This is a genomic window from Cupriavidus sp. GW822-FHT06G04, assembly GCF_058799075.1.
This window is the reverse complement of sequence record NZ_JBXALD010000006.1, coordinates 239,854-258,110: the sequence shown is the minus strand read 5'-3', so window position 1 is coordinate 258,110 and position 18,257 is coordinate 239,854. Positions and strand designations below refer to the sequence as shown.

The 18,257-nt window shown below is 63.9% G+C and carries 12 protein-coding genes and 3 tRNA genes; 13 read left to right on the top strand and 2 right to left on the bottom strand.

Annotation, left to right across the window (positions count from 1 at the left end; all coding sequences use genetic code 11):
• Nucleotides 1-5: 5 nt before the first annotated feature.
• From AC1RKI_RS15890 to AC1RKI_RS15875, 4 genes are all read left to right on the top strand, one after another.
• On the top strand, nt 6-1,340 hold the full coding sequence (locus AC1RKI_RS15890) for an amidase (protein WP_492796311.1): 1,335 nt from the start codon (nt 6-8) through the stop codon (nt 1,338-1,340).
• A 161-nt stretch (nt 1,341-1,501) separates the two neighbouring features.
• Nucleotides 1,502-2,794 carry an MFS transporter gene (locus AC1RKI_RS15885; RefSeq protein WP_223505952.1) on the top strand — a complete coding sequence of 431 codons (1,293 nt, stop codon included), beginning with the start codon at nt 1,502-1,504 and terminating at the stop codon, nt 2,792-2,794.
• 199 nt (nt 2,795-2,993) lie between these two features.
• Nucleotides 2,994-3,080 (top strand) — tRNA-Leu (locus AC1RKI_RS15880).
• Between the two features lie 145 nt (nt 3,081-3,225).
• Nucleotides 3,226-4,491: a TIGR03862 family flavoprotein gene (locus AC1RKI_RS15875; RefSeq protein ID WP_492796313.1), complete on the top strand. Its 1,266-nt coding sequence runs from the start codon at nt 3,226-3,228 to the stop codon at nt 4,489-4,491.
• Between the two features lie 81 nt (nt 4,492-4,572).
• Here AC1RKI_RS15875 and AC1RKI_RS15870 read toward each other — a convergent pair whose 3' ends face one another.
• The gene (locus tag AC1RKI_RS15870; protein WP_492796314.1) at nt 4,573-5,466 is read right to left on the bottom strand and encodes a DMT family transporter; all 894 of its coding nucleotides are present in this window, start codon (nt 5,464-5,466) and stop codon (nt 4,573-4,575) included.
• Nucleotides 5,467-5,779: 313 nt separating this feature from the next.
• On the opposite strand from AC1RKI_RS15870, the gene AC1RKI_RS15865 reads away from it, so the two are divergent.
• Nucleotides 5,780-6,088 (top strand): VanZ family protein, encoded by a 309-nt coding sequence (locus AC1RKI_RS15865; RefSeq protein WP_492796316.1) that lies wholly within the window; start codon nt 5,780-5,782, stop codon nt 6,086-6,088.
• On the opposite strand, the gene AC1RKI_RS15860 is transcribed toward AC1RKI_RS15865, so the two are convergent.
• Nucleotides 6,063-6,920 (bottom strand): 23S rRNA (adenine(2030)-N(6))-methyltransferase RlmJ, encoded by an 858-nt coding sequence (locus tag AC1RKI_RS15860; RefSeq protein ID WP_341249695.1) that lies wholly within the window; start codon nt 6,918-6,920, stop codon nt 6,063-6,065. The two genes, AC1RKI_RS15865 and AC1RKI_RS15860, sit on opposite strands and share 26 nt — an antisense overlap.
• A 126-nt stretch (nt 6,921-7,046) precedes the next feature.
• Here AC1RKI_RS15860 and mnmC point away from each other — a divergent pair, with 126 nt between their 5' ends.
• The 8 genes from mnmC (at nt 7,047) to AC1RKI_RS15820 (ending at nt 18,197) form a co-directional block, all read left to right on the top strand.
• A complete protein-coding gene (mnmC, locus tag AC1RKI_RS15855) occupies nt 7,047-9,050 on the top strand; it encodes a bifunctional tRNA (5-methylaminomethyl-2-thiouridine)(34)-methyltransferase MnmC2/FAD-dependent 5-carboxymethylaminomethyl-2-thiouridine(34) oxidoreductase MnmC1 (protein WP_492796318.1) in 2,004 nt (667 codons plus the stop codon).
• A gap of 162 nt (nt 9,051-9,212) precedes the next feature.
• Nucleotides 9,213-10,562: a trigger factor gene (tig, locus tag AC1RKI_RS15850; protein WP_150979011.1), complete on the top strand. Its 1,350-nt coding sequence runs from the start codon at nt 9,213-9,215 to the stop codon at nt 10,560-10,562.
• A gap of 103 nt (nt 10,563-10,665) precedes the next feature.
• Nucleotides 10,666-11,316 (top strand): ATP-dependent Clp endopeptidase proteolytic subunit ClpP, encoded by a 651-nt coding sequence (gene clpP, locus AC1RKI_RS15845; protein ID WP_019448432.1) that lies wholly within the window; start codon nt 10,666-10,668, stop codon nt 11,314-11,316.
• Between the two features lie 274 nt (nt 11,317-11,590).
• Complete coding sequence (gene clpX / locus AC1RKI_RS15840; RefSeq protein WP_061957788.1) at nt 11,591-12,868, top strand: ATP-dependent Clp protease ATP-binding subunit ClpX; 1,278 nt, start codon at nt 11,591-11,593, stop codon at nt 12,866-12,868.
• A gap of 266 nt (nt 12,869-13,134) precedes the next feature.
• The gene (gene lon / locus AC1RKI_RS15835) at nt 13,135-15,546 is read left to right on the top strand and encodes an endopeptidase La (RefSeq protein WP_061957793.1); all 2,412 of its coding nucleotides are present in this window, start codon (nt 13,135-13,137) and stop codon (nt 15,544-15,546) included.
• A gap of 254 nt (nt 15,547-15,800) precedes the next feature.
• A tRNA-Val gene (locus AC1RKI_RS15830) sits at nt 15,801-15,876 on the top strand.
• A 45-nt stretch (nt 15,877-15,921) separates the two neighbouring features.
• Nucleotides 15,922-15,998: transfer RNA gene (locus tag AC1RKI_RS15825), tRNA-Asp, on the top strand.
• Nucleotides 15,999-16,253: 255 nt separating this feature from the next.
• Nucleotides 16,254-18,197 (top strand): SurA N-terminal domain-containing protein, encoded by a 1,944-nt coding sequence (locus AC1RKI_RS15820; RefSeq protein WP_492796321.1) that lies wholly within the window; start codon nt 16,254-16,256, stop codon nt 18,195-18,197.
• The last annotated feature ends 60 nt before the right edge of the window (nt 18,198-18,257 follow it).

Below are 18,257 nucleotides of genomic sequence, written 5' to 3'. Positions count from 1 at the left end.
CGCCGATGACATCCGGGCCGAAGACCCCGACGATCGCGGAACTGGCGGCAGCGCTGGCGGCGGGCCGCACCACCAGTGTGGCGCTGACCGAGGCCGCGCTGGCAAAGATCGAGCGCCATCGCGATGCCGGCGGCGCGGCGTTCATGAGCGTGGACGCACAGGGCGCGCTGGCGCAGGCACGCGCAGCCGATCAGGCGCGCGCGGCCGGCTACGTTGCATCGCCGCTGGCCGGCTTGCCGATATCGATCAAGGATCTGTTCGACGTGCGCGGGCAGGTGACGCGCGCGGGATCGAAGGCGCTCGAAGGCAGCGCCCCGGCGCAGGCGGATGCCCCGGCGGTGGCGCGTCTGCGCGCCGCTGGCGCGGTGCTGATCGGACGCACCAATATGAGCGAGTTCGCGTTCTCGGGGCTGGGCCTCAATCCGCACTACGGCACGCCGCGCACGCCGTTTGACGCCGCGTGCATCAGCGGCGGCTCCACCTCTGGCGGCGCGGTGAGCGTGGCCGAGGAGATGGCCGTGGCTGCGCTCGGCACCGATACGGGCGGCTCGATCCGCATTCCGTCGGCATTCTGCGGGCTCACCGGATTCAAGCCGACCGCGCGGCGCGTGCCGCTCGACGGCGCGGTGCCGCTTTCCACGTCGCTCGATTCCGCGGGGCCGCTGGCGCGCTCGGTGGCATGTTGCGTGGCGATGGATGCGGTACTGAGCGGCGAAACGCTCGACACGCGCGCGGCGGACTTGCGCGGCGCGCGTCTGTATGTGACGCGCGATTTCGTCGGCGAAGGGCTTGACGCGGCCGTGGCGCAGGCATTCGAGGCGACGCTCGGCCTGCTGTCGGCGCAGGGTGCGCAGATCGTTGAGTTCGATTTCCCGGAATTGCGGCGCCTGCCCGAAATCAACGCCGCTGGCGGCCTGACCGCCGCGGAGGCGTGGGCCTGGCATCGCACGTTGCTCCAGGAAAAGGGCGACCAGTATGACCAGCGCGTGGCCCAGCGGATTCGTCGCGGCGAAAAACTGACGGCCGCCGACTACATCGTCCTGTTGGCCGAGCGGCGCGCGATGCAGCAAAGCGCTGCGCAGCGGCTGCGCGATGCCGACGCCTGGCTGATGCCGAGCGTCGCGGTGCGGCCGCCGCGTCTGGATGCGCTGGAACGCGACGAGGATTTCTTTGCAACCAATGGCCTGGTGTTGCGCAACGCCAGCGTGATCAATTTCCTCGATGGCTGCGCGGCTTCGTTGCCGATGGGCGACGGCATGGGGCTCGGCGTTTGCGGACTGCACGGCCGCGATGCGCGCGTGCTTCAAGTGTCCGCCGCTATCGAGCAGGCGCTGGCGTGACGCCGCGCGCGATGTCGTCGCATCGAAATTGAAGTGACGGGCGGATTCCCACGCCAGCACAACGCCCTGCGAGAGGGCTTTGCCAATGTAGCAAAGCCCCGTCAACCACACCCAAGGAGTAGCCACCGATGTCTTCCGTGATGACTGGCGCGCCACGCGCCATGGACAATTTGCCGCCAGCGCAGTTGGCGCAGCAACGCAACGAGGCGTATCGCAAGATCACCGTGCGCCTGATCCCGTTTCTCGTCTTCCTGTTCGTGCTGGCCTGGATCGATCGCGTCAACGTCGGCTTTGCCAAGCTGCAGATGCTGCAGGACCTGCAGTTCAGCGAGGCCGTGTACGGCCTGGGCGCCGGCATTTTCTTCATCGGCTACTTCCTGTTCGAGGTGCCGAGCAACCTGCTGCTCGAGAAGATCGGCGCGCGCAAAACGCTGGCGCGTATCACTATTCTCTGGGGCCTGGCGTCGATGGCGATGATTTTCGTGAAGACGCCCACGCAGTTCTACGCACTGCGCTTTCTGCTCGGCGTCTTCGAAGCGGGTTTCTTTCCGGGGGTGGTGCTGTATCTCACGTACTGGTTCCCCGCCGCGCGCCGCGCGCGCATCAACGGGCTGTTCATGACCTCGTTTGCAATTGCAGGCGTGGTCGGCGGTCCGATCGCCGGCTTCATCATGAGCGCGATGGACGGCGTCGACGGCCTGGCCAACTGGCAGTGGCTGTTCGTGATCGAGGGGATTCCGTCGGTGCTGGCCGGGATCGCCGTATTGCTGTACCTGCCCGAGAAGCCGGCCAGCGCGAAATGGCTGACGCAGCCCCAGCAGGCCATCGTCACCGGCGACGTGGAGGCCGAGGCACGCGATCCGGCCAAGCACTCGTCGTTGAAGGATGCGTTCGCCAATTCGCGCGTGTGGGTCTGCGCAGCCATCTATTTCTGCGTGGTCAGCGGCAATGCGACGATTGCGTTCTGGTCGCCTTCGATCATCAAGGAACTGGGTGTGCACGGCAACCTGCAGATCGGGCTGGTGTCGGCGATTCCGTTCGTGGCGGGCACCATCGCCATGGTGCTCAACGGCATCCATTCGGACCGCACCGGCGAGCGCCGCATGCATTGCGCGCTGGCGACGCTGCTGGCGGCGGTGGGCCTGACGCTGACGGGCTACCTGCTGCATAGCGCAGTGCTGGCGCTGGTGGCGTTGACCGTGGCGTCGATCGGCATCCTGGCGGCGTTCCCGGTGTTCTGGTCGCTGCCCTCGGCATTCCTGGCCGGCACGGCCGCCGCGGGCGGGATCGCGCTGATCAACTCGATCGGCAACCTGGCGGGCTTTGTCGCGCCCTACATGATCGGCTGGTTCAAGACCAACACCGGCCAGTTGGCCGCTGGCCTGTATTTTGTGGCGGCGCTGGAGTTCTGCGCCTCGGTGCTGGTCGTCGTTTTCATCCGCGCCCGCGCGTAATTCCGGCGGCGCCGGCGGGCAGGGCGCAGGGGGCTGGATTCCCCCCGCGCCTTGCGCTACAATCCGCATCCTTATTGCGCCGCAGGCCGAAGTTGCGCCGGCGGCACGGACGACGTTCCAGGCGCTCCCGGCGCCGCGAGCAACAAAGGCGGGCAGTTCCAGCCGCCTTTTTTGTTTTGTCAAACGCCGTCCAAGGACCGCGAGGGTGGCGAAATTGGTAGACGCACCAGGTTTAGGTCCTGACGCCAGCAATGGTGTAGGGGTTCGAGTCCCCTCCCTCGCACCACGAATTCCGGATGAGCGTGCCCCGTTCGCGGTACTCGCACGCAGCACCGCTCCCGAGCCGTTCTTCGATGGCGACAGGGCCGCGCAACGCCGCTTTGGGTAGCGATACCGCGCCATTGACGGGGTCTTTCGATTCTGCGGATGCCATGCCCGATTCCCCTCGCTCTGATCCTATTCGCCATGAAGGCGCCGTTGTCATCGGCGGCGGGCCTGCCGGCTTGATGGCGGCCGAAACACTGGCCGCGCAGGGCGTCGCGGTGCATCTCTACGACGCCATGCCGTCGCTTGGGCGCAAATTCCTCATGGCGGGCAAGGGCGGCATGAATATCACGCATTCCGAGTCGGCGGACGCATTCGTGCGCCGCTATGGCGCGCGTGCGGACCGGATCGGGCCGATGCTTGACGCGTTGAGTCCGGAGCGTCTGCGCGCCTGGGTGCATGCGCTTGGCATCGACACGTTTGTCGGCAGTTCGGGCCGTGTGTTTCCCACCGACATGAAGGCCGCGCCCTTGCTGCGTGCGTGGCTGCATCGGGTGCGCGAATCGGGCGTGCGGATCCATACCCGGCATCGCTGGATCGGCTTTGGCCAGTCGAGCGATGGTTGGCATGTGCTGCGCCTTGCCGCCCGGGAAGGGGAAGTCGAGGTGGCGGCACGGGCCGTGGTGCTGGCGCTGGGCGGCGGCAGTTGGGCGCGCCTTGGATCCGACGGCGCGTGGCTGCCGATACTGGCGGCGCGCGGCGTGGACATGGCGCCATTGCGGCCGGCCAATTGCGGGTTCGATGTCGAGTGGAGCGAGCTGTTCCGCGTCCGCCATGCGGGCGATCCGGTGAAATCGGTGGCGCTCGGCGTCACCGCGCTGGACGGCACGGTATGGCAGCGCCAGGGCGAGTTCGTGATCAGCGAATCCGGCATCGAAGGCAGTCTGGTCTACGCACTATCCGCACCGATCCGCGATCTGATCGACGCGCATGGCCACGCCTTCGTCACACTGGATCTGGCACCGGGCCGCTCGGTCGAGAATGTCGCTGCGGAGGTGGCGCGACCGCGTGGCTCGCGCTCGGTATCGAGCCATCTGCAGAGCCGGCTGGGCATCACGGGCGTCAAGGCGACATTGCTGCGCGAGGTGCTCGACAAGGACGCGATGCATGATCCGGCGGCGCTCGCCGCGGCCATCAAGGCGCTGCCGCTGCGCCTGATACGGGCGCGGCCGATCGACGAAGTCATCAGCTCGGCCGGCGGCGTCCGCTTCGAGGCGATGGACGATCGGCTGATGCTGAGCGCCATGCCCGGCGTGTTCTGCGCAGGGGAAATGCTGGACTGGGAAGCGCCCACCGGCGGATACCTGCTGACGGCGTGCTTCGCCAGTGGGCAGGTGGCGGGCGCAGGCGCTGCGCAATTTTTGCGGACGTGATTGCGCGCGGGGATCGCCGGCCGGATCGCGTCCGCTTGTCGTGCGGCGGGTGATGGGGGCGTTTTCGCGAGGCCGCCGTGTCTAACGACGCTGGGCGAGCCAGATGCCCACCGCGATAAAGGCCAACCCTATCCCGTGATACCAATGCGGCGACTCGCCCAGCAGCACGGTTGAAAGCACGGCCGCAAACAGCGGAGTGAGCGTGATAAAGAAAACCGGCAATTGGGCGCCGGCGCTTGCGATCGCACGATCCCAGACGAAGTACGCCAGCAGCGACGGCACGGTGCCAACGTAGAGCAGAATCCACGCGACTTTGCCGTTCCACTCCAGCGGTTGCGCGAGCGCGCTGATTTCCCAGACGGAAAGCGGAATACTGGCGATCACGCCGGTAACGATCTGCGCGAGCAGCAGCGCGGGCAACGGCAGGTCGGGGCGGTTCTTGCGCAGCAGCCACGTATAGAAGCTCCATGCGACGGTTGCGGCAAGCATATAGAGGTCGCCGGGGACGAACGCGAGTTGAGTCAGGCGCTGCGGTTCGCCGCGCATCAAGACAAACGTCACGCCGACCAGGCATAGCAGCGCGCCGGCCACATGCCACGAGCGGAAGCGCTCCCGGAAGAATCCGGCGCCGATGATCAGCAGGAAAAGCGGAGTCGACGCGCCGATCAGCGTGACGTTGATCGGCGTCGATGTGGTGAGCGCCAGATATTGGAATGCGTTATAGCTGGCGATCGACAGCAGGCCCATGGCGGTCAGAATGCCCGCATGACGCCGCAGTGTGTCGCGATGGGCCACGACGCCGCGCCACGCATAGGGCGCCAGCAACAGGCCGGCAATGATCCAGCGGACAAGATTCAGCGTGATCGGCGGAATGGTCCCGGCAGCCATGCGGCCGACAATCGCGTTGCCGGCCCAGGCCAGCGGCGGGAATGTCAGCAGGAACAGCGTGGTCGGGTCGATGCGGGTCTTGGTCATCGTAGGGAAGATCGCCGCCGCAGTGCCCTCGCAACATGCCGGCGGACATTACAGGATCCGGCAATATACGTCCCCACGGGAAATGCCGCTCAAACGCCGCCCGATCCCCCTTGGGAGCTTGGGGACTTGCGGACGTGAGTGCTTGGAGGCCGGCCAGCGCCGCGAGACGGCTCGACAAGGCGCGGCTGGCTTGGCAAGGTCGGTGCAGTGCGCCACACAGCGCTGTTTCTGACTGTGCAATGATTGACAGCGTCCCGGTTCCGCCTTCCGTGCAATCAGCGCAGTGTTTCGTCTCGCAACTTCACATTTCCGGTTGTTATTCGCCGTCTGCGCGCTGGTCGTGCTGATTTTGGCATTGCTGCCGCCATCGGTGCCCGAGCCGACCACCGGCTGGGACAAGTCCAATCATCTGCTGGCGTTTGGGGTGCTGACGATGCTGAGCGCGCGCGGCTGGCCGGGGCGGCCGTGGCGTCTGCTGGTCGGCATGATCGCCTACGGCGGCTTGATCGAGTTGCTGCAGTCGATGACCGGCTATCGCGACGCCTCGTGGCTCGACCTGGTGGCCGATGCCTGCGGGATCGCGATCGGCATGCTGTTCAGCTATCGAGCGATTCGAGTGTGAAGCGCGCGCCGTCGTCCTGGCCCAGCAGGTCCACCAGTGTCGGCATGGCGTCCTGCAGCGCGGCTTTGAGCGTCCATGGCGGGTTCACGATGAACATGCCGCTGCCGTGCAGACCCAATCCGCCTTCGACGGGATGCTTGACTGTCAGCGTGACATGCAGCCAGCTCTTGAGCGGCAGCCGCTTGAGCTGCGCCGGCAATTGCGTCGATTCGCGGCGCTGTACCTCGGGATACCAGATCGCGTACATGCCCGTGGCAAAGCGTTCCAGGCCGGCCTTGAGCGTATCGAGCGTGCGCGCGTAATCCTGCTTGTCCTCGTAGGACGGATCGATCAATACCAGCGCGCGGCGCGGCGGGGGCGGAAGGATCGCCTTGATGCCGGTGAAGCCATCGCCGTCGTACAGCATGACCTTGCGGCCTGCGCCGCGGAAGTTGTCGCGCAACACCTGGATCTCGGTGCTGTGCAGCTCGAACAGTCGCAGGCGGTCGGGGTCGCGCAGCATTTGCCACGCCAGCCATGGCGAGCCAGGGTAATGCTTGAGTGCGCCGTCCGGGTTCAGTTCGCGCACCTGTTCCAGGTATGCCTCCAGCAATCCGGGCAGCGCCGTGCCGGCGGCCGACGCGCGCCAGAGCGGCCCGATGCCGGTTTCGAATTCGGACTTCTTTTGCGCATAGGCATGGTCCAGCGCGTAGAGCCCGGCGCCGGCGTGAGTGTCGACATACCAGAACGGCTTGTCCTTCTGCGTCAGGTAGTCGAGCAACTGGACTACGACGGCGTGCTTGAGAACATCGGCATGATTGCCGGCGTGAAAGGCGTGACGATAACTGAGCATGGCGGCGGGGAATGACGGCGCGCAAATGTCGCGTGGGAATCCGGTTGGGCTTGGTATTCCGGGCGGTTTGCGGGAAGGGCGCTATGCTACCATCCGCCGCCATTTCCGGCCGTATATCCATCCGCCATGTCGCGTGCTCTCGAGCCTGCCGAGCCCGTTTTCTCCGAAGACGGCATTCCCTATTCGCCGCGTTACGACGATGTCTATCACAGCACCGCCGGCGGCCTGGAACAGGCGCGGCACGTATTCCTGGGCGGCAACGGCCTGCCGGGCAACTGGGCGCGGCGCGAGCAATTCGTCATCGTCGAAACCGGTTTTGGGCAGGGGCTCAATTTCCTGGCGACCTGGCAGGCCTGGCGTGACGATCCGCAGCGCTGTCGGCGCCTGCATTTCGTCTCGATCGAAAAGCACCCGTTCACGCGCGACGGCCTGGCGCGGCTGCACGCCGCGCTGGGCGATCTGCTGCCACTGGCCACGCAACTGCAGGCGCAATGGCCCGATGCGCTGCCGGGACTGCACCGGTTGAGTTTCGAGGACGGCGCGATAACGCTGACGCTCGCCTTCGGCGATATCGAGACGATGCTGCCGCGGCTTGCGCTCGGCGCCGACGGTTTCTATCTCGACGGTTTTTCGCCTTCGCGCAATGCCGACATGTGGTCGGATTCGGTCTTTCGTGGCCTGGGCAGGCTCGCCCGGATGGGCGCCACGCTGGCCACCTATACCGCGGCCGGCTTTGTGCGCCGCGGGTTGCAGGCCGCGGGTTTTGTGGTGACAAAAGCGCCGGGCTTTGCCGGCAAGCGCGACATGATCGCCGCGCATTTCGCCCCGGCCTGGAAAAATCGCCGCTATGCGCCGCCCGACGCCGCGCACTGGCCGGACCGGCATGCCATCGTGATCGGCGCCGGACTGGCCGGCTGTGCGGTGTCGGAGCGACTGGCCGCGCGCGGCTGGCGCGTGACGCTATTCGATCAGCACGACGCGCCGGCCCGGCAGACGTCGGCTCACCGCGCAGCCGCGATGCATGCGCATGTGTCGGCCGACGACAGTGTGCTGTCGCGCCTGTCGCGCGCGGGAAATCTCCACGCGTTGCGGGCGTGGCATGCGCTGGAGGCAGCCGGCCATCAGGTCGGCTGGCAGGGCTGCGGCGTGCTGCAGATCGGCGAGGACGCTGCCGACAATGCGGCGCAACGCGCGGCCCTGCAGACGCTCGGATTCCCCGAATCGTTCGTGCGCTGGATGTCGGCCGACGAGGCGGCGCGCGAGCACGATGCGCCCGTGCCGCGCGGCGGTTTGTGGTTTCCGCAAGGCGGCTGGGTCGCGCCGCCGGACATCTGTCGCGCACAACTGGCCAAGGCCGGGGCCGCCGTGGACGCGCGGTTCAACTGCCGCGTGGTGTCGCTGGCGCATGTCGAAGGCGAATGGCATGCGCTGGGCGAGGGCGGCGAACTGCTGGCGCGCGCGCCGCTGGCAGTGCTGGCAAATGCGCATGAAGCCGAACGGCTGGTATCGGGCCGGTTCCTCGCGCTGCGGCGCATTCGCGGCCAGTTGACCGATCTCGACCCCCGGCAGGTGGACGCGCTGGGCGCGTGGCCCGATTGCGTGGTCACCGGCAACGGCTACCTGTTGCCGCGCGGCGAGTGGGGCGATGCGCGCGTGGGATCGAGCTACGACGAGGACCAGGGGCCGCTGGTCGAATGTGCCGATACCCACGCGGCCAATCTTGCGCGGCTGGCGTCGCTATTGCCCGACTGCGGCACAGCGATCGGGCGGCTGGATCCGGCCAATTTGCGCGGTTATGTCGGCGTGCGAACGGTGACGCACAACCGCCTGCCGCTGATCGGCCGCATCGCCGACGACACCGCCGCGCTGGCGCGCGCCGAAGCGCTGCGCGGCGCGCATCTGCGCGATGTGCCGCGGCTGCCGGGCCTCTACGCCGCCCTTGCGTATGGCTCGCGCGGCCTCACCTGGGCAGCGTTGGGCGCGGAGCTGATCGTCTCGCAGATCGAGGGCGAGCCGTTGCCGCTGGAGGCCGACCTGGCGGATGCGCTGGACCCGGCGCGTCTGTTGTTGCGTGCCTTGCGCCACGGGCGCGCAGGCGACGGGCCGGATCCCCATTCTGAGCACGCTTAATGCCGGCAAGGGTAAAAACTGCCGGAAGCGAATGAAATCCGTGCGATAATCCGCGTTTTCCGTTTGCGCGGAGAACCACGCTCGCGAGCATTCCCGGTCGCGCAAGCGGCGGCGCGCAAGCGGATGCGCTGACAACAACATTTCTGGATTGGATTAACGACCATGTCGAACGTCATTGAAAACCTCGGCAAGCTGGACCGCAAGGTAACCCTGGCTATCCCCAAGGCCGAAGTGCAGAAGGAAACCCAGGAGCGTCTGGTTCGCCTGTCGAAGACCGTGAAGATGTCCGGTTTTCGTCCGGGCAAGGTGCCGATGAAGATGGTCGAAAAGCAATACGGCCAGCAAGTCGAGTTCGAAGTCCGCTTCGACAAGGCCGCCCGCAAGTTCTTCGACATCACGCAGGCCCAGGACGTAAAGGTTGCCGGCCAGCCGAAGTTCGACGTGAAGACCGAAGGCGTGGCCGATGACGAACTGGCCTTCGAGGCAACGTTCGAGGTCTATCCGGAAGTCAAGATCGGCGATCTGGCTTCGGCCGAAGTGACGCGCACGAAGACCGAAATCGGCGACGCGGAAATCGACAAGACCGTCGACATCCTGCGCAAGCAGCGCGTGCACTACCACGCCCGCGGCGAAGCCGGCGCGCATGGCGACGGCGGCGGCGATGTGGCGGCTCAGAATGGCGACCGCGTGACGGTCGATTTCGTTGGCAAGATCGACGGCGTCGAATTCCCCGGCGGCAAGGCGGAAGATTTCGTTTTCGTGCTGGGCGAAGGCCGCATGCTGCCCGAATTCGAGCAGGCCGCGCTGGGTCTCAAGGAAGGCGAAAGCAAGACGTTCCCGCTGGCTTTCCCCGAGGACTACCACGGCAAGGAAGTGGCCGGCAAGACCGCCGAGTTCACGATCACGCTGAAGAAGGTGGAGTGGGCGCATCTGCCGGAAGTCGATGACGCTTTCGCCAAGTCGCTCGGCATCGCCGACGGCAGCGTCGAGAAGATGCGCGCCGACATCCGCGAAAATCTCGAGCGCGAAGTCAAGCGCCGTACGCATTCGATGCTCAAGGACCAGGTCATGGAAGCTCTGCTGAAGGTCAGCGAGCTGGACGTGCCCAAGGCCCTGGTCGAGCAGGATCAGCAGCGTCTGGTGGAAATGGCGCGTCGCGATCTGGAACAGCGCGGCATGCCGAATGCCAAGGACATGCCGATTCCGGCCGAGATGTTCACGCAACAGGCCGAGCGCCGCGTGAAGCTGGGCCTGATCCTGGCCGAGATCGTCAAGGCCAACGGCCTGGAAGCCAAGCCGGAGCAGGTCAAGGCCGAGATCGAGGACTTCGCCAAGAGCTACGAAGATCCGAAGGAAGTCATGCGCTGGTACTACGGCGACCAGCAACGCCTGGCCGAGATGGAAGCCTACGTGCTCGAAAACAACGTGGTAAATTTCGTGTGCGACAAGGCCAAGGTGTCGGACAAGACGGTGTCGTTCGAAGAACTCACCGCCGCCCCGGCGCAAGCCTGACGTCGGGCTGGCCGGCAGCCGTGAAGGACGCGGCGCCCGACAACGTCGGTCGGCCTGGCGCGCTGGCCGATCGACGCTATTCCTGTATATCTGGAGAACCTGCATGACTCGCAATGATTTGCTTGATCGTCTCGCTACCACGCAGGCTTCCGCCCTGGAGACCCAGGGTCTCGGACTGGTGCCGATGGTCGTCGAGCAGTCCGGCCGGGGCGAGCGCGCGTACGATATCTACTCGCGCCTGCTCAAGGAACGTGTCGTTTTCATGGTTGGCGAAGTCAACGACCAGACCGCCAATCTGGTAGTGGCTCAGTTGCTCTTCCTGGAAAGCGAGAACCCGGACAAGGACGTGTCGCTGTACATCAACTCGCCGGGCGGTTCGGTTTCCGCTGGGCTGGCGATCTACGACACGATGCAGTTCATCAAGCCCGATGTGCAAACGCTGTGCATGGGCATGGCGGCAAGCATGGGCGCATTCCTGCTGGCAGCAGGCGCCAAGGGCAAGCGCAGCGCGCTGCCGAATTCGCGGATCATGATTCACCAGCCGCTGGGCGGTGCGCGTGGTCAGGCGTCGGACATCGAGATCCAGGCGCGCGAGATTCTTTACCTGCGTGAACGTCTGAACAGCATCCTGTCGGAAGTGACGGGCCAGCCGGTGGAGAAGATTGCCCGCGACACCGATCGCGACAACTTCATGAGTGGCGACCAGGCAGTCGACTACGGCCTGATCGACAAGGTGATTTCGCGCCGCGGCTAACAATGGAGCGGGTGTGACGGCATGTCGGCTCGGCGGATTCGCTCGGAATTATCCGAGCCGGGTCCGGTGATGCCGGGCTTCTGCCGACGAAGTCTGCATCGTCCAAATGACGCAGGCTACACCGGAACGAGGCCGCGTGCCTCGTTTTTGCGTTTTGCCCCACATGCAGGGGATGCCGCCGACTGCGCCAATTGTTTTGGCGTATGATGCGTTTAATGCGTTTCCCGTCAGGGTATTTCCGGCGGGGGCCACACTGCTAATGTGACTGATTCCTATGGCGGACAAAAAAGGTTCATCCAGCGAGAAGCTTCTGTATTGCTCGTTTTGCGGCAAGAGTCAGCACGAGGTGAAGAAGCTCATCGCTGGCCCGTCGGTGTTCATTTGCGATGAATGCATCGACCTGTGCAACGAGATCATCCGCGACGAGGCCACGGCGACCGACAAGGACGCCACCGCAGCTGCGCGCTCCGACCTGCCCACGCCGCACGAAATCCGCCAAAGCCTTGACCAGTATGTGATCGGTCAGGAGCAGGCCAAGAAAATTCTGGCCGTAGCGGTGTACAACCACTACAAGCGCCTCAAGCATCTCGGCAAGAAGGACGACGTCGAGCTTTCCAAGAGCAATATTCTGCTGATCGGCCCAACCGGTTCGGGCAAGACGCTGCTGGCCCAGACGCTGGCGCGCCTGCTCAACGTACCGTTCGTGATCGCCGATGCCACCACGCTGACGGAAGCCGGCTATGTCGGCGAGGATGTCGAGAACATCATCCAGAAGCTGCTGCAGAACTGCAATTACGAAGTCGAAAAGGCGCAGCGCGGCATCGTCTACATCGACGAAATCGACAAGATCTCACGCAAGTCGGATAACCCGTCGATTACGCGCGACGTGTCTGGCGAAGGCGTCCAGCAGGCGCTGCTGAAGCTGATCGAAGGCACCATGGCCTCGGTGCCTCCGCAGGGCGGCCGCAAGCATCCGAACCAGGATTTCCTGCAGGTGGACACCACCAACATCCTGTTCATTTGCGGCGGTGCGTTCGACGGCCTCGAAAAGGTCATCATGCAGCGTTCGGACAAGACCGGTATCGGCTTCGACGCGCAAGTGCAAAGCAAGGAAGAGCGCGACGCGAGCGAAGTGCTGCCGCAGACCGAGCCGGAAGATCTGATCAAGTTCGGCCTGATTCCTGAACTGATCGGGCGCCTGCCGGTGGTTGCCACGCTGGCCAAGCTGGACGAAGCCGCGCTGATGCAGATTCTGGTCGAGCCCAAGAATGCGCTGGTCAAGCAATATCAGAAGCTGCTGGCGATGGAAGGCGTCGAACTGGAAATTCGTCCGGCCGCGCTGACGGCCATTGCCCGCAAGGCGATCCGCCGCAAGACCGGCGCCCGCGGACTGCGCTCGATCCTCGAGCAATCGCTGATGGACGTGATGTACGACCTGCCGAACTACAAGGGCGTCCAGAAAGTGGTGATCGACGAAAACACCATCACCGGCGATGCGCCGCCGCTCCTGATGTATGAGGAGCAGCAGCCCAAGGTGGCGGGGTCCAACTGAACGCGGAGATCGCACTGACGCCGTATGCGCCGGACCCGCGGGGTCCTTACCAGACTGGCGAAATTTTCAAGCGGCCGTTCGCAGGGAAGCGAACGGCTTTTTTTCTTCAATTCCACAAACGAACGGGAGCAAACGCGGGTATGCTGTTTCACTGGGGGTCACAGGTGCAGTTTGCAGCACGTTTTGTGCACGGAATTGATGACGGGTATCTTGCAATCGATTCCCGTGACCCTATTTACGCCTTAAATGACTGACTGGGGAAAATGATGTCCGGAACACAACTCCTCCCGGCTGAGCCGATTCGCCTTCCACTGTTGCCGTTGCGCGACGTGGTGGTGTTTCCGCACATGGTGATCCCACTGTTCGTGGGTCGCCCGAAGTCCATCAAGGCGCTTGAGACTGCGATGGAGTCGGGTAAGAGCATCATGCTCGTGGCGCAAAAAGCGGCCGCCAAAGACGAACCGACTGCCGAAGACCTCTACGAGGTCGGTTGCATCGCCAATATCCTGCAAATGCTGAAGCTGCCCGACGGGACCGTAAAGGTGCTTGTCGAGGGTACGCAACGTGCAAACATCACCGAGGTGAGCGAGGACGATTCGCACTTCATGTGCGAAGCCGTGCCTGTGCCGCCAGCACCCGTCGAATCGGCCGAGACCGAGGCATTGCGCCGTGCGATCGTGTCGCAATTCGACCAGTACGTAAAACTCAACAAGAAGATCCCCCCGGAGATCCTCACGTCGCTGTCGGGCATCGACGAGGCCGGCCGCCTGGCCGACACCATTGCCGCGCATTTGCCGATCAAGCTCGAGCAAAAGCAGAAGATCTTGGAAATGGTGAAGGTGACCGAGCGTCTGGAGAGCCTGCTGTCGCAGCTCGAGGGCGAGATCGATATCCTGCAGGTGGAAAAGCGCATCCGTGGCCGCGTCAAGCGCCAGATGGAAAAGAGTCAGCGCGAGTACTACCTGAACGAACAGGTCAAGGCGATCCAGAAGGAACTGGGCGAGGGCGAGGAAGGCGCTGATCTTGAAGAGCTGGACAAGCGAATCAAGGCGGCCCGCATGCCCAAGGAAGCCAAGAAGAAGGCCGAAGCGGAGTTCAAGAAGCTCAAGCTGATGTCGCCGATGTCGGCCGAAGCGACTGTCGTGCGCAACTACATCGACACGCTGGTAAACCTGCCGTGGCGCAAGAAGAGCAAGGTCAACAACGACCTGGCAAACGCCGAGCGCGTGCTCGACGAGGATCACTACGGCCTCGAAAAGGTCAAGGAACGTATCCTCGAGTATCTTGCCGTGCAACAGCGCGTCGACAAGCTCAAGGCGCCGATTCTGTGCCTGGTTGGGCCTCCCGGCGTGGGCAAGACCTCGCTCGGCCAGTCGGTGGCGCGCGCCACGAACCGCAAGTTCGTGCGCATGGCGCTGGGCGGCGTGCGTGACGAGGCCGAGATCCGCGGCCACCGTCGCACCTATATCGGCTCGATGCCGGGCAAGATCCTGCAAAGCCTGTCGAAGGTCGGCGTGCGCAATCCGCTTTTCCTGCTCGACGAAATCGACAAGATGGGCATGGATTTCCGTGGCGATCCTTCGTCGGCGTTGCTGGAGGTGCTCGATCCCGAGCAAAACCACACGTTCCAGGATCACTACATCGAGGTCGATTTCGATCTGTCCGACGTGATGTTCGTGGCGACGTCGAACTCGCTGAACATCCCGCCGCCGCTGCTCGATCGTATGGAAGTGATCCGCTTGTCTGGCTATACCGAGGACGAGAAGGTCAACATTGCGACGCGCTACCTGTTGCCGAAGCAGATTCGCAACAATGGCCTGAAGCAGGGCGAGATCGAGGTCACCGAGGCAGCGATCCGCGACATCATCCGCTACTACACCCGTGAAGCGGGCGTACGTTCGCTGGAACGCGAGGTGTCGAAGATTGCCCGCAAGGTGGTCAAGCTGCTGCTGCTCAAGAAGGAATCCGGTGCGGTGAAGGTGGATTCCGACAACCTGGATAAATTCCTTGGTGTACGCAAGTACGACTTCGGCCTGGCCGGCAAGGAAAACCAGGTGGGCCAGGTGACCGGTCTGGCGTGGACCGAAGTCGGCGGCGATCTGCTGACGATCGAAGCCGCGATCATGCCGGGCAAGGGCAACATCTCGCGTACGGGTTCGCTCGGCGACGTGATGAAGGAATCGGTCGAAGCGGCGCGGTCGGTCGTGCGCTCGCGTGCGCGCCGTCTGGGTATCGCGGATGAGATGTTCGAGAAGCGCGACATTCACATCCACGTGCCCGAAGGCGCCACGCCGAAGGATGGCCCGTCGGCAGGCATTGCGATGACCACGGTGCTGGTCTCGGTGTTAACGGGCATTCCGGTGCGCGCCGACGTCGCAATGACCGGTGAAATCACGCTGCGCGGCGAAGTGCTGCCGATCGGTGGCCTCAAGGAGAAGTTGCTGGCAGCCCACCGTGGCGGCATCAAGCTGGCGCTGATCCCTGAGGAAAACGTGAAGGACCTGTCGGACATCCCCGACAACGTCAAAAACGCCATCGAGATCGTGCCGGTGCGCTGGATCGACAAGGTGCTGGAGCTGGCACTCGAGCGCAAGCCCGAGCCGCTGCCTGACGAAGAAGCCAAGCCTGCCGAAGTGGCAGACAAGGCCGCCGCGCAGGTCGAGCGTATTCATCACTGAGCGTCGCGTCATCCGCCGTTCGAACGCCGCAGGGTAATTCCTGCGGCGTTTTTGTTTGCGTGCACAGGCGCCCGCATCCGGTCACTCGATATGGCAGGCGAGGCCCGCAAGAATCTTGCAATCAAGACTTGGCAAATCGAAAACTCTCGTATTACAATCGCGGCCTCGCAACGCAAACAGCGGCAACAAAGCAGTAACCGCCGAATCGTGCGAAGCGAGATTACCCTGCAGGCAATCGCTTGCAATGGTCTAGTGGGTGCTTAGCTCAGTTGGTAGAGCGGCGCCCTTACAAGGCGTAGGTCGGGGGTTCGAGCCCCTCAGCACCCACCACTTCACCATTGCACGCCAGCATGTTGCCAAGCCAGGGACCGACACGGAGTGGTAGTTCAGTCGGTTAGAATACCGGCCTGTCACGCCGGGGGTCGCGGGTTCGAGTCCCGTCCACTCCGCCAAACGAAAATTGCCCGCATCAGCGGGCTTTTTTGTTTTTCAGGCATGCATTCCATATTCGATCCGATGCGTGTCGGCTCGATGCGGAAAGCCTTGCGCCGCGAGCGCGCGACGCATCGCGCAGCGCACGCACTGTAAATCCCTTTCGCGTCAGATATTGCGCGCAAGCGTGGGATTGCCGCTGTCTGGAGTTCCATACCTGCTAGAATCGCAAGGTTTGACCATCGGCCCAAGGCCCAACCTTTTACCCGATCAGCATGCTTGATTTCGTACGCAATAACCGGCGCTTGATGCTTTTGCTGCTGCTGGTGCTCGTCTTCCCGTCGTTCGTGTTCTTCGGCGTCGAGAGCTACTCGCGCTTCATGGACAGCTCGCACGACGCCGCCAAGGTCGACGGCCGGGCCATCACCGTCCAGGAAGTTGATAACGTGGTGCGGGATCAGAGCGAACGCATGCGCCAGATGCTCGGCAATAACTATGACCCGCGCATGTTCGAAGGTGCCGCCGCGCGCCAGTCGGTGCTCGATCAGCTGATCCTGCAGCGCGTGATTTCCGACGTGACGGCGAAGAAATATCTGACCGCTTCGAACGAGCAGGTGCGCCAGGCAATCCAGAGCATTCCCGCAGTCGCGCAGTTGCGTACGGCGGATGGCAAGTTTGACGAAAAGGCCTATGTGCAGTTGCTGGCCGCGCAGGGCATGACGCCGGATCAACTCGATTCGCGCATTCGCTTCGAGCTTGCATCGCAACAGCTTGGCGCTGCCGTCGGCACCACGGCCTTCGTTCCGAAGTCCTTGCTGGACCGGCTGATTGCCATCCGTGACCAACAGCGCGATGTGCAGGCGCTGACGATCAAGCCTGCGGATTTCACGTCGAAGGTCTCGCCCGACGCCGCCGCGCTGAAGGCCTATTACGAATCGCATCTGGCCGCATACACCACGCCGGAGCAGGCGAAGGTCGAGTACGTCGTGTTGTCTGGCGATGCGCTGGCCGCCAGCCAGCAGGTTTCCCCGGAAGAGCTGAAGTCCTATTACGACAGCAATATCCAGCGCTTCCGCGTTGACGAACAACGGCGCGCCAGCCATATCCTGATCACCTCGCCCAAGGACGCCAAGCCGGCGGACCGCCAGGCCGCCAAGGAAAAGGCGCAGAAGCTGCTCGACGAAGTGCGCAAGCATCCCGAGACGTTTGCCGATGTGGCGAAGAAGAATTCGCAGGATCCCGGCTCGGCCGAAAAGGGCGGCGATCTCGGTTTCATGGGCCGCGGCGCACTGGTCAAGCCGTTCGAGGATGCAATGTATGCGCTGAAGGAAAACCAGATCAGCGACCTCGTCGAGACCGACTACGGCTACCACATCATCAAGCTCACCGGCATCAAGCCGGCGCAGACGCAGCCGTTGGAAGCGGTGCGTGCGGAGCTGGAAGGTGAACTGAAGAAGCAACTGGCCGGCAAGAAATACGCCGAGCAGGCCGATGCGTTCGGCAACATGGTCTACGAGCAGTCGGACAGCCTCAAGCCGGCGGCCGACAAGTTCAAGCTGACGATCCAGACCGCCGACGACGTGACGCGCCAGCCGAACCCGGCGCTCAAGGATAGCCCGCTGAACAACGAGAAGGTGCTGAAGGCCCTGTTTAGCGACGATGCGATCAAGAGCAAGCGCAACATCGAAGCGGTTCAGGTCGGCCCCACGACGCTGGTATCGGCGCGCATCGTCGACTACCGCCCCGCGGCGGCGCGCAAGTTCGAGGACGTCGAAGCGCAGGTCCGCCAAGCCTATATTGTCCAGCAAGCGGCCGAACTTGCCCGCAAGGATGGCGAAGCGCGACTGGAAACGCTCAAGAAGAGCGGTGCTGCCGAAGGCTTCGGTCCGGTGATGACCGTGTCGCGCACCAAGGCCGATGGTGTGTCTCCGAAGGCCTTGGAAGCGATCATGCGCGCCGATGCGTCGAAGGTGCCTTCGCTGGTCGGCGTCGATCTCGGTGCCGATGGCTATGCCATCTACCGGATCACTAAGGTCGGCACGCCCGCGCCCTCGAATCCGGGGCAGCGGGATGCCGACGCGCAGCAGTTGAGCCAGCTGGCCGGCCAGACAGAACTCGCTGCCTTCTATGATGCGTTGAAGGCCCAGGCGAAGGTGAAGATCCTGCATCCGACGAAGACCGAGGATGCAGCACCCGCCAGCGAGGCTGACGCGCGCTAGGTCGCTCGGATCCCGAGTGACAAAAGCCCCTGCAGGCATTGGCCGCAGGGGCTTTTTGTT